The following is a 12,954-nucleotide window of genomic DNA, read 5'->3' on the forward strand; positions in this document are numbered from 1 at the left end:
TATGATCAAGCAAAGAGAACGTAGTGTAGTATTTAAACACCTATTAAATCGTAACAACATGAAAACATTTAAAAATATATTAGTATTAACCTGCCTGTTGCTTACCTGCTCATGCAAGAAGTTTCTGGAAGAAAAGCCGTCATCTTTTTTAACCCCGGAGTCTGATCTTTCGAGCGCTAAAGTAGCACGGGCATTTGCTAACGGGCCATATCAAAACCTGCAAGGGTTACTTAATGGCCAATCCGGCTCATACGGTGGCAACACTTATAACTTACTGGAGTTTATGACCGGAAAAGCCAATAGCGACCTGGGTCAAACGGGCTTTGTAAGCTTTCAGACCTTAACTTACAGCAGTACCTCGTTTTACTTTGATACCTGGTGGCAGCAAATGTATTTAGGTATAGGCGCAGCTAACCTGGCAATTCAAAAGATCCCAACCATAACAGCTGCTGGCCTAACCGATGCCCAAAAAACCAATATGGTTGCCGAAGCACGTACGCTAAGGGCATTATATTATTTTTACCTGGTGCGGATGTATGGTGCAGTACCAGAAATAACAGCACCGCCAAAAGATCTGAATTTACAGGTGCCACGCACCCCGGCAAAACAAATTTATGACGAGGTGATCATTCCTGATCTGCTGGCTGCCGAAAAATCGACTTTGCCATATAAGGATGTTACCGGGAAAGTAAGCATGGGCGCGGTAAAATCAATCCTGGCCGACGTATACCTTACTTATGCAGGGGCGGCCATAAATGGTGGTACTGCAAATTATGCCGAATCAGCTAAGCGATCACTGGATGTAATTACTAATGGTGGCTATACGTTATTTCCAAACTATACCGACATGATCATCCCGGCGAACAAAAATACCGGTGAGTTTATTTTCCAGGTGCAATATGCCGCTGCGGTACCGTCAAACAACCCGCTTACGCCGCTTACTATACCAAACTTCTCTAAGATCTCTAAGTATTCTGACGAGTATGGTTCGGTATTCCCGACACCACAGTTTTTGGCGTCGTTCCCGGCCGGTGATAAACGTGTACAGGAAAAGCAGTTTTTCTATAGTAGCTATCCAAGCATTACCAACGGTGCAACAGTAACATTTGCCCACCCTTATATTTATAAGTGGTTTGACGTAAATGCGGTTACCAATACAGCTAAATCTGACCTGAACTACACCATTTACCGGTTGGCAGATGTGATGTTAATGTATGCAGAAGCCTCAAACCGGGCCGAAAATGGACCAAACTCGGTGGCAATGGGCTATTTGGATGCTATCAGGGGCCGGGCGGGCCTGCTACCTACTGGTGCATTATCAATGGACGCATTTGAGAAAGAGGTTTGGTTGCAACGCTATTTCGAGCTATGTTTCGAAAACAAAATGTGGTTTGATATGGTGCGTACCCGCAAGATCCATAATGATGTAACCGGCAACTGGGATGACTTTGTTGGCCATAAAACAGTGTTTAATGCAACTTATACAACCAATCAACTACTGTTCCCGGTGCCTAAGCAGGAAATAGATGTTAACCCTAAATTGTTACCAAACAATACCGGGTTTTAATAAAGGTTGAATTTTCTAACTCAGATATCAATGGAAAGCCTGGCAGAAATGTCAGGCTTTTTTGTTTACATTTAGTTATGTATTTAAGCCGAATTATAGTTTTTGTTTTAACACTATCCTGTTGTTCTATTAACACACTTGCACAAAATCGTGAAAACACGCTCGAAGCAAGAATTTCTTTTATGGAAGAGATCTTCACTTCATATAAACATAAAGATGCAACGCCTCAAAAGTGTTTTGCTTTGTCGTTCGTCAACAACTCAGGTCAGGATATTTTTATCCCATATTTTTTCAACTTTATTTTAAACAAAGTTAATCAGGGAACTTTTCTATCGTATTACAGGAAAGACGAATCTGGATATCAACTCATGTTGCGCCCTACTAATGTTCACGGAGTATTGGGTGTTGGAATGGGGCCTTATCCTTATAAAGGCAAGTTAGAGTATGATAAATTTGTGCAGTTTGTAAAAGAGAATAACAAGGCAATAGGCGCGGAAAAAGTCAATGATCTATTAGCCGTTCCCAGTGATAGGGCGCTATTTTTAAAAGCGCATGAAGAAAAACAGTATTACGTATTGTTAGCCATTCATGATTTTTCTTACCTTCCCGGCGACTACAAAATAACATTCGAGCCCCTCTTTAATATGCCTAAAGTAGATGAATTCCCGTGGTTTATCTTGACCTACAAAAAATTCTTTCCTACCCAAATCAAGTCTAACATAATCTATCTACATTTTGAAACACTTGTCCGAGAAGACAGATAACACTATGAAACAAATACTTGCTGCCTGTATCTTATTCTTTTGCGGTTTTACATCGACTTTTGGTAAACCGATGCCTGTAAAGGTTGATAACCTTAAATGCGAATATCTCTCAAATCCCATAGCCATCGATAACCAACATCCAACATTAAGCTGGCAATTAATTTCTGCGGATAATGGTAAAAGCCAAAAGGCGTATAAAATATTAGTAGCCAGCAGCCTCGCTTTGTTAACACAAAATAAAGGCGATTATTGGAACAGCGGCATCGTTCACTCATCAAATTCTATCCAGGTTAGTTATGGAGGGAAAGCGTTACCCTCCAGGCAAAAACTGTATTGGAAAGTAATGGTATGGGATGAGAAGAATCAACCATCTGCCTGGAGCCGAACAGCTTCCTGGGGTATGGGTTTATTGAAACCCGCAGACTGGAAAGCAAAATGGATCGGCTCAATGGAAGATCCAAATCCTGATGCTGCTATAACTTATCCGGCACCCTTTTTTCGCAAGGAGTTTGCGGTAGCTAAAAAAATAAAAAAAGCAACCGTTTACGTAAGCGGACTGGGTTTTTATGAACTGTACCTAAACGGTAAAAAAATAGGCGACCAGGTACTGGCACCCGCCGTTACCAATTATGATGAGCGCCCGCTTAAAAAGCTGTTGTATCATTATGATGATCAATCGACGCAGCGGGTTTTGTACAATGTTTTTGATGTCACAGGCGATATCACTCAACAAAATAACGCTATCGGCATATTGCTTGGCAACGGCTGGTACAACCAGCGCGACCGGACAATTGAAGGTACACTATGGTATGATCTGCCGAAGGTGATTTTCCAATTAGAAATAACCTACACCGATGGGAGCAAAAGCTTAATAACCTCAGATAACACTTGGAAAACTACAACTGGCCCCCTACTAAAAGACGGCATTTTTACTGGCGAGAATTACGACGCGCGTTTGGCATTAGACGGTTGGGATAAAATACGCTATAACGATGGTAAATGGAAAGCGGCGATTTTTGTTAAACCGCCTACCGGCGCTTTGCAACCACAACTGGCACCATTTGATAAAGTTACCCGCACATTAACGCCAACCTTCGACGGTAAAATGAAAGATTCTGTTTATACCTATCATTTAGACGAAACCGTGTCGGGCTGGGCGACCATCAATGTTAAAGGCAACGCCGGCAGCAGGATCAAAGTTAGATACATAAGCGAGGAAGGGGATGATTACGGACAATTTGATACTTACACCTTAAAAGGGGGCGATACTGAAACCTGGGAGCCTAAGTTTACCTGGCATGCGTTCAGGAAGATCGAAGTAGTTTCGCAGGGTGTGGTGCTTGATGCCGGGAGCATCCGGGTAAAGGACGTGCATACCGATGTGGCCGCTAACGGAACTTTTGAATGTTCTAATCCGCTAATCAACAAAATAAACACCGCTTATTTAAAAACCCAACTGGCCAACCTGCACGGAAGCCTGAGCAGCGATTGCCCGCACCGCGAACGGTTAGGTTATACCGGCGACGGGCAGGTTGCTATGGAAAGCGCCTTGTTATCGTTTAATATGCCGCAGTTTTATCGTAAATGGTTTAATGATATGGACGATGCCCGGAACCATAAAACCGGCTTTGTTACGCATACCGCGCCATTTGCGGGCGGTGGTGGCGGCCCTGCCTGGGGATCGGCCTATGTAATTATGCCGTGGCTGTATTTTAATTATTATGGCGATACCACCCTGTTAAGGCAGCACTACGCGGGTATGAAACAATGGGTAGCATACCTGCAAACCCGCACCGATAATAATGGCCTGATATCCCACGAAGAACCTAACGGCTGGTGCCTTGGCGATTGGTGCACACCTACCAGAGTACAGATCCCCGAGCCTTTTGTAAATACCGCTTACTTTTATCACGTGACCGACCTGATGGCTAAAGTTGCCGCAGTGCTGGGAAAAACAGATGACCGCATCAGATTTATAACTCTCGCGCAGCAAATAAAAAAGAATTTTAACACCGCTTACTTTAACCCAACAACAAACGCCTACTGGCAAAGCAGGCAGGGCGCCGAAGTATTTGCCCTGGCTTTTGGTTTGGCCGATGGGGAAAACTATAACCGCGTTTTTAATTCGTTACTGAGCCATTTAGAAAAGATCAACTACCATTTTGATACCGGGATCCTGGCAACCCCATTACTGCTAAAAGTACTTGCAGCAAACGACAGGGATGACATAGCCTATAAAATAATGGCCCAAAAAACTGCTCCGGGATTTGGCTATCTGCTGGATGACAAAAACAGCACCCTGTGGGAAAGCTGGAACGGCGGCGGCTCACACACCCACCCCATGTTTGGTAGTGTGGTAGAGTGGCTGTATTCATCCATCGGCGGCATTAAAATCGATGCTGGCAACCCCGGGTTGAAGCATTTTATCATCGCCCCCAAACCTTTGGACGATCTGACTTTTTGCAAATCATCCTACAATAGCTTGTACGGTAAAATTCGCTCGGAATGGAAAAAGACCGGGAGCGGAAGTATAGCGGTATCAATTGAAGTGCCGCCAAATACCTCGGCTACCTTTATATTGCCCGATGGTAAAACTTCGGCAAAAAATGAAGCAGGACAAGGCGTAGCTGTTAAATTGATTAATGGCAAAAGTTCCGTTGAGTTTGGTAGTGGGGTTTATCGGTTTGAGGTAAGGTAATTTACCGGATCAAAAAAGCGTCGGACCTGTGCGATTCCCTCCCTTGTGTCCACACAGTAGCCCGTGGGGAGGGAATGTAAACTCTTCCGAGCAACAGGTGTGATAACATTAAGTGGGAAAGAATAGAAGAGGCAGAGCCTCGACCAATATTGTAGCGCCGGGTTTTAACCCGGCGAGAAATAATAACCCCCTGACAATAGTGCCGTAGGCACGGCGCGTATATGTATCGTACCTACGGCACTTTATTTTATACTTTTTCATTTACGACGGGTTGAAACCCGTCGCTACAAAATATAGCCGAGCCTACGGCTCTCTATTTATAGCGTTTTGTGGCGGGATGAGAAGGTAATGATTTCGGAAGGGTAATACACCTTGCACAAGACGCTTGTTGGTGACACCAACAAGGGCGTAAGCGAGTATGTATTATGTCATAACCTCGTTTTGCATACCACTTATATAGCCAATTAGTGTAATCTATAACTTAATAACTATATTGAGTGACTAATATCAGTCCATTTTTTATGTGAGTAAAAGACGAATAGTTTTTAATCATGAGTGAAAAAGAAGAAAGCCCTTTATTTAAGTTAGATGTCGTATTAATGTTCCTATTCATCTGATGATAATGAAATAGCATTAATTCTTAAAAAGTTAGAAAAGGAAGAATACATATTAAAAGAAACGAGAATTCGATAGCAACATACGTGTTTATAAATACAATATTACTTTCGACGGGAAGATATTCTTGAAGCTGGGCGGTTATTGCTTAGAGGACATACGATCCCGCGAGCAAAATATACGGGTCGAAAAGATAGAATCTTCCCAACGCACACAAGCGGAGAGGTTGAACAAGTTGACTGCTTGGATTGCGGTAGCCTCCGTGATCGCCGCGATATATTATTTGATAGAGATTTGTCACGCCCTCTGTGGAAAAGCAAACTAATTCTGCAATGAGTTACTTCACCACCCCACCTACACTATACCCCCGCTCTTTTTGCAACTCTAACAATTCTTTTAGCTCCTTAACTATATCGGGATATTTATTGTAAACATTGGTAGTTTCGCGTTCGTCCTGTTCCATATCGTATAGTTGGCCGGGTGCGCTATCCTGCGGGTCCTTTGCCGACCAGCCGCCGCTGCCTATACCATCAATAAATTTCCATTTGCCTTTGCGTATGGCAAACATACCATCGTTGGAGTGGTGGATAATGCTCGGCCTTACTACCGGTTTGTTTTGGCTAATCAGCGGCCAAAAATCATAGCTGTCGGGGCCCGCGCCCTTGGGTAATTGCTGGTGGGTAACATCGGCCAGTGTTGCCATCATATCAACCAGGCAAAATGTGGTATTGCTGCTGCGGTTACCGGCAATGCCGCCGGGCCAGCGAATAATAAACGGGATATGATGACCGCCATCCCAAATGTCAGACTTCTCGCCACGGAAAATATAATTAGCCTGGTGTTTCGGGAACTCGGCCAAGTCGGTCTTTTTCCAGTCGGCACCATTGTCCGAGCTAAAAATGACGATGGTGTTTTCGGTAAGCTTCAGGCTGTCCAGCACGCGTAATACCCTGCCAATCGCATCATCCGTATGCGCCACAAAATCGCCATAGATACCAGCGCCTGATGTGCCTTTAAATTTTTCGGCAGGCAGCCAGGGCGTATGAGGGGCAGTAAGCGTCAGGTACAGGAAAAAAGGATGATCGGTCTCCTTGCTGGCTTTGGTGATATAACCGCGCGCTTTATCAACCCAGTGATCCAGGGTATTCTCTATCTTAAAATTTTTAGCCTTAAGCCCTCCACGCCAGAAAACACCGCGACTTGTTCTAACGTCTTGCTCGGGCACCAGGGGCAAATCATCCGGCTTGCCGTTCTCTAAATATAAATAAGGCGTCATATCCAGCGATGCGGGTAAAACATAACTATAATCAAAACCATGGTTGTTTGGCCCGTTAACCACCGGCGAGTTTAGATCAACATTACTTAGGTCCGCACCATCCGGCCCGTTTAGCTGAATGGCTTTTTTTGATGGGTCGATTGGTTTCCAATCCATACCAAGGTGCCATTTGCCTATCAGCGCTGTTTGGTAACCGGCGTTTTTTAACAATGTTGCGATAGTAAATCTATCCGGTTCCACCAATGCAGGTGAATAACCACCTAATACCCCTTTTTTCATTGACGTGCGAAACGCATAGCGCCCCGTCAGTATGCCATACCGCGACGGCGTACATACCGAAGATGCCGAATGAGCGTTGGTAAACATCATGCCACCGGTAGCTAAACGATCTATATTTGGGGTTGAGGTTTGGGCATTGGGATTAAACTTTTTAAGATCGCCATAACCCAGATCATCCGCCAGTATAAAAACAATATTGGGCTGTTTTTTAGCGGCCTGCCCATAACAGGCGATGCTGCCCGCCAAGCCGAAACCGACTAAGCCTGCAAAGGCCATCGCAAAATAATTTATTTTCATCGGTTTATTGGTTTGGTGATACCAGGGTCCTGTTATCAAATGTAATAGCCAACAATGGATAATCAAACAGGTAAGCAGAAATGTTACGTTAGGCTTGTTTCACCCTTGAAACAAAAACCCTGTTTCACACCACCAAAACCACCCGTTTCGCAAATGTTTAATTATCAATAAATTAACCGTCGGTCATTCGTGAAAAAGCTGACGTAAAAGTTGTTTCATTTTGTTTCACCGATTTTTAATAAGGCATTGTATTTTAGATAGTTAACCTAAAAACTTGTTTCACGTGTTTCATTTGTTCCACTATTTCGTGAAACAAAACGAGGATTTACCTCTCCAATAAAATATAATAAGCATCCACCGGAAGCTGAAACGAAACGCCGGCACCATCGGCCAACAAGTCCAACTTCTTAACGGCATACCCGGCAACATCCAATTGTGTGGCTTTCTTTATCAATTTATTTTTCAGGCTGATGCCGCCATTAGCCGGCATCCCCAGCCAGGGCATTTTACCCGTGTTGGTTATTTTAAACCCGGTTAGCTGCTTGTTATTACTGGTGATGGTGGTGGCCTCCTCGTTCCAGCCGGTGGGCCTGAAAATGGTGCCAACCTGCACTAAGATCTTTTTAGACCGGCCGGTACTTTGCCCATCCATGCTCACTACCTCGATTGTTGCATACTCATTGTCCGACTGAATGGTCACATCGCCCAGCGTAAACACCTTTTTTAAATTTAAGAAACCGGTAACGGCTTTGGCTTGAGGTGTATTAAGCGTGAATATACCCGACTTGTAGTCCAGCTCCTGCTCGCCGGTAATGGAAGATACTTTAGCATCTTTAATATTAATCAGTTGTGCGAGTTTTGGCGAAACAAAGGCGGTGTCTACCTTGCTGCCATAAGTAGTAGTTACCCCGCCGGTTAAGAAAATTAAAGGCGATAGTTTGCCCTGGTCCTTATTCGTACTGACTACAAAATCGCGGTTAGGATCAAACGATTGCTCCTCGAATATCGGCGGGATCTCGCGATTCAACATGCTTTTCATGGTGCGCTGTTCCTGCACGGCGTTGGCTTGCTTAACATAGCCCAACCGTTGGATCAACGCGTTAGCCGGGAACATGCCGATCTCGCCGGGCGTTGATGTGCTCCAGCGGGTCATCGGGTGCTGACCCTTGATGTTCAAAAAGGTAAAATACGGCTGCTGCATATAGTTTACCGCCGTTGGCGTAAACCAGAAGTAAGCATCCAGTCCTGATAATCCACCGTATGCTGCAACCAACAACGCGCCCTCGGTTTGATACCTGTTTGGTAAGTTCCAGCCGCTTTCGGTAACCATCATAGGGTGGCCGGCTACGTGTTTAATGTTCGTCGGCAAGTCGGCAGGGTTCTTTAATGCTGATGGTGCGCCATAAAAATCTCCCGGATCAACCCGCCAGCCTACATTGGGCCCGCCTTTATGCTGCGGGTCGAAGTACTTGTTTACTGCAATAACACCGGCCCCGCTGTTGGTCCACCGCTCCAAATCCAATAAGCGGCTTTGCGATGCTGTGCGCCAATTGTTACCGTTGATTAGTTGCCTGCAGCCTAATACATCGCGGTAGTAATGTACCATGTCGTCATAAAAAGCGCGTTGGCTTTCGGTGTAGAACTCCACCTGGTCGTGCAGCCGGTTTTTAACGTTGGCGCGGGGTGGTATAGTAAACTCATAAATAGGCACCAGGGTCATGGTATCTTTAATGTCTGCAGAAGGGCCATACCTGGCCCTGAGCCACTTTGAAAACTGTACGCCTACCATTTTAGCCAGCGCCGGTTTTATCGCGCTCATGGTCCAGAAAAACGGCGAATCCTCGTTCTCTACCTGGATGATGGCAACTGCCGGTTCATCCTTTAACGCAACCTTTGTATATGGGTTGGGTGTAGTGTACAAATACTTTATCCAGGCCTTGTAACCTTCTTTCAGTTTATCATTAAAGTACAGCACCGCCCACATATCATCCTTACCCGAATAGCCGTCAATACCCCATTCGGCAGGGATCCAGCCGCCCATGTGCCCGTTGGCAGGCCAAAACGGCGAGATAACCGTATAGATGCCCTGCTTCTTCATTGCTGCTACACATCGCCATATATTGCGCGCCTCGGTAGTATCAACATCCGTAATTTTTGTGTTCTTGCCTTTTGGGTTGATAGCCCCATGATAACGGATTAGGTTAACACCCATCTTCGCGAGGAAACGGGCAAGGCTGTCCAGCTTTTTATCGTCGAAATCTTTGGCTAAACTACCACCATTACAGGCCCAAAATCGGATCTCTTTACCCTTGCCATTTACAAAAGAGTTGCAATCGGTACTTAAGCGGATAAAGCCGTTCTCGCCGGCAAAGTGCTCATTAAGATAGCGAAGATCTAACAGGCTGCTACCTGTCGGTTTTTCGGCATAAGAGAATGTCCACCAGCTTTTATCTGGTACTTGGGCCTTGACAATTACAAGGGATAATAGCAGAACTAATAAACAGGCAGACTTTTTCATTGGTTGTTGAATATCTAAAGATAGTTTTTAAAACCTGATTTAACCAATGGCACTATAGTTGCTGTTTATTATAAAATCAAGAGATCATGGGATTATTAAAATACGCGATATTGGGAGCAGCTGTAGCTTTCGGCATAAATCAGCTTACAAAGAAAAGAGAAGATGGTTCATCGTTGTTAGATGACCTGACCGAACGGTCGCCTGAATTTATGGACAAAGCAAAAGATTACGCGGCACAGGCCGTGGATCACCTGTCGAATAAATTACAGGAAAGATTGTCTTAATTATTCGGCACAAAAACAAAACGCCGGGCTACATAGTCCGGCGTTTTGTTTGAATATTATTAAGCCTCCGATGGATCGGCATCACCGTGGTCGGTTAATATCTGGTGTTTAAGGAGTGCTTCACGGTCGGTTTTGGGTGTTTTATGGGGTGTATCCAGGTAGTCCAGAGCATGGTCATCGTTCGCTGCTTCGGCAGTACCCATTAGGGTGTTGCGGATGCGGTCGAAACTGTTACAAATCTCGTCGCGGATAACAGCGCCTTTGCCGGAAAACATTAAATATGCAGCTACACCCGCGGCAGCCGTGCCAATGATAACGCCTGCTATCAGGCTGGTATGATTTTCTTTTTCGAATGGATTTTTCATAAGGATTGTTTTATTAACTAACAGGCGTTATGGATTTTAGTTCTCGTGTTCTTCAATTTTAAATGCGCCGCTCTTATAGTCATGCATATACTGCTTGTAATAGCCTTTAACTATGCCGGCATATTTCTTAGCATACTTAATTAAGTGTTCCTGCCAGCTTTTGTCTTGCCCAAATGCCATCAGCTCATCAATAATTGCCGAGCCCTGTATCCCACCACTGCGCAACTGCGCCGACGCGGTTAACGCCGCCATATCGTCTATCACCTGGTACATATCCCGGTACTGGTCTTTAATAAACTTAAATTTTATAGTGTCTTTTACCGGTTGCAGTTCCTGTATCACGTAGGCCTCGTCCCTGAAAACAGTAGTACTTAATAATGCCGCCGATACATCTTGCATCCGTTGCTGCACAGTTATAATGCGATCCGCCTCTGTCGGCCAGTCAAGCTGTTGTGCTTTTAGGTAGGGTAGTAATGATGATTGCCGGCTTTGCTTCATATCCACCAACAAATACCTCTCTTTTGTGATGGTACTTTTAAGCAAGAACAGGTAACGCTTTAAGCCAAGACTACCCGTACCCGCCAGCCTGAAAACAATGCTTTTAACTTTATAGTTATATGGGCCGTCGCTGCTGTTGGCTATCCAGTCGTTTATATGAGCTTTAAGCTCTTGCTTTAACTTTTTGTCAACTTTAAATTGCCGCTCCTCATCTAACGACAGCATGATCTTGTTTTTCTTGCTGACGGTACGTTTTTTCAATACGTCCTTGTAACTACTGTTTTGTGCCGCAGTTAAAAAATTACAAACAATGCCTTTGGCTGTACGCGGCTCAATGCTGATGGCTTTGCCCCTGGCCAGTGTGCCCGAATAAGTTTTCAGGAACAATTGTGCCATTTTCATAGCCCTGACGGGTTCTATATTCAAGGTATCGAAAGCTATAAAAATGCTGGTAAGTAAGCGCATCAGTTCATAACTTGCCGGTGCCAGCACGCTTTCGTCAAAATCATTCAAATCAAAATAAACCAGCTTATTATCACCTTTGTAGCTGCCGAAGTTTTCCAGGTGCAGGTCGCCGCAAATCCAGGCCAAAGGCGAAAGCGGAATGGTCGTCACTTTAGAAAGATCCTCATAAAACAAATGACAGGTGCCGCGATAAAAGCGGAAAACATTATCAGCCATAGCCTCGTATTTTAACTGTACCATATCAGGCAGCAAGGGGGCGTTAAATGCTTTTATTCGGATAGAAAGTTTTGACATATTGCGCGGTGTTGGACTACTACAATATTATTACCGGCCAATTTGTTTTTATTTGTGTAAAAGAGGCAATCAGTAAATAATACCATACAAGCCCCAAACTATACCATTAAACCCGGTTATTACCACTTATCTTTGATGTATGAAAACGGCCATACCTATTTATGATATTTGTAGCCTTACCCAAAAGCGCGAGGATATACTGATAGAGCGGTTTGCGCCATATTTAAAAAGTCACCGCAATTTGCACCTGGCGCATAAGCACTCGTTTTATCACCTGGTATATTTTACAAAGGGTGGCGGCTCACAAACTATCGACTTTGAACAAGTACCCGTAAAACCCAACCAGGTTTATTTTATGATTCCAGGCCAGGTACATAACTGGGCATTTAAAGGCGAGGTTGATGGTTACATTATTAATTTCTCGGTACCGTTCTTCCAGTCGTTTTTATTGAAGGCGAATTATTTGGAGGAGTTCCCGTTCTTCACCGGAATAATAAATGACGCGGTTATTGATGTTCCTGCAGAGCTTCAACCAAAGGTTATCCAACTATTTGAAGAGCTGATCCAGGAAACCGGAGAGCCCAAACCATTGGAAATGGATATGGTGCGGTCAATCATGTTGCAGTTATTCATCAGCATTGCCCGGCTTGGATTGAATACGGTAAACAAAGCCATACCATCATACAATTACACCCTGCTGCGCAGCTTTCAAAAACTGATAGAGAAAAACTACACCAGCATAAAAATGCCGAAAGGATACGCCGAGCTGCTTTACATTACCCCAAATCATTTAAATGCATTATGCAATGATGTATTGGGCATGCCTGCAGGCGAGGTTATCCGTAACCGTATAGCATTAGAAGCAAAACGCCTTTTAATAAACAATGATTTAACCGTACAGGAAATAGCCGGTCAACTAAACTTTGCTGATAACTCTTACTTCACCAAGTTTTTTAAGAAACAGGTTGGCATTACCCCCGAAGAATTTAGAAAAACAACAAATAGCCATGAATAGGTCAACTATAAACACCCAG

General features: G+C 44.3%; 9 protein-coding genes. 5 read left to right on the forward strand and 4 right to left on the reverse strand.

What is annotated here, in order from left to right; all coding sequences use genetic code 11:
- Position 1: 1 nt before the first annotated feature.
- The 3 genes from ABIB50_RS05190 (at position 2) to ABIB50_RS05200 (ending at position 5,029) form a co-directional block, all read left to right on the forward strand.
- The gene (locus ABIB50_RS05190) at positions 2 to 1,567 is read left to right on the forward strand and encodes a RagB/SusD family nutrient uptake outer membrane protein (protein ID WP_429377845.1); all 1,566 of its coding nucleotides are present in this window, start codon (positions 2 to 4) and stop codon (positions 1,565 to 1,567) included.
- A gap of 182 nt (positions 1,568 to 1,749) precedes the next feature.
- Entirely contained in the window at positions 1,750 to 2,331 is a 582-nt protein-coding gene (locus ABIB50_RS05195; protein WP_429377847.1) for a hypothetical protein, read from the forward strand.
- A gap of 4 nt (positions 2,332 to 2,335) precedes the next feature.
- Positions 2,336 to 5,029, forward strand: a complete 2,694-nt coding sequence (locus ABIB50_RS05200; RefSeq protein ID WP_429377848.1) for a family 78 glycoside hydrolase catalytic domain — start codon at positions 2,336 to 2,338, stop codon at positions 5,027 to 5,029.
- 952 nt (positions 5,030 to 5,981) lie between these two features.
- On the opposite strand, the gene ABIB50_RS05205 is transcribed toward ABIB50_RS05200, so the two are convergent.
- Together ABIB50_RS05205 and ABIB50_RS05210 are read right to left on the reverse strand one after the other, a co-directional pair.
- Positions 5,982 to 7,496: a sulfatase-like hydrolase/transferase gene (locus tag ABIB50_RS05205; RefSeq protein WP_429377849.1), complete on the reverse strand. Its 1,515-nt coding sequence runs from the start codon at positions 7,494 to 7,496 to the stop codon at positions 5,982 to 5,984.
- A gap of 325 nt (positions 7,497 to 7,821) precedes the next feature.
- Complete coding sequence (locus ABIB50_RS05210) at positions 7,822 to 10,014, reverse strand: hypothetical protein (RefSeq protein WP_429377850.1); 2,193 nt, start codon at positions 10,012 to 10,014, stop codon at positions 7,822 to 7,824.
- 86 nt (positions 10,015 to 10,100) lie between these two features.
- On the opposite strand from ABIB50_RS05210, the gene ABIB50_RS05215 reads away from it, so the two are divergent.
- Positions 10,101 to 10,298 (forward strand): YtxH domain-containing protein, encoded by a 198-nt coding sequence (locus ABIB50_RS05215; RefSeq protein ID WP_429377852.1) that lies wholly within the window; start codon positions 10,101 to 10,103, stop codon positions 10,296 to 10,298.
- A gap of 59 nt (positions 10,299 to 10,357) precedes the next feature.
- Here the strand turns inward: ABIB50_RS05215 and ABIB50_RS05220 are convergent, their stop codons facing one another.
- Both ABIB50_RS05220 and ABIB50_RS05225 read right to left on the reverse strand, forming a co-directional pair.
- Positions 10,358 to 10,663 carry a hypothetical protein gene (locus ABIB50_RS05220; protein ID WP_429377853.1) on the reverse strand — a complete coding sequence of 102 codons (306 nt, stop codon included), beginning with the start codon at positions 10,661 to 10,663 and terminating at the stop codon, positions 10,358 to 10,360.
- Positions 10,664 to 10,699: 36 nt separating this feature from the next.
- A complete protein-coding gene (locus ABIB50_RS05225) occupies positions 10,700 to 11,920 on the reverse strand; it encodes a DUF2252 domain-containing protein (protein ID WP_429377854.1) in 1,221 nt (406 codons plus the stop codon).
- Between the two features lie 139 nt (positions 11,921 to 12,059).
- Between ABIB50_RS05225 and ABIB50_RS05230 the strand changes: the two genes are divergently transcribed.
- Entirely contained in the window at positions 12,060 to 12,935 is an 876-nt protein-coding gene (locus ABIB50_RS05230) for an AraC family transcriptional regulator (protein WP_429377855.1), read from the forward strand.
- The last annotated feature ends 19 nt before the right edge of the window (positions 12,936 to 12,954 follow it).

It is taken from the genome of Mucilaginibacter sp. UYCu711, assembly GCF_050433825.1.
Lineage (GTDB): Bacteria > Bacteroidota > Bacteroidia > Sphingobacteriales > Sphingobacteriaceae > Mucilaginibacter.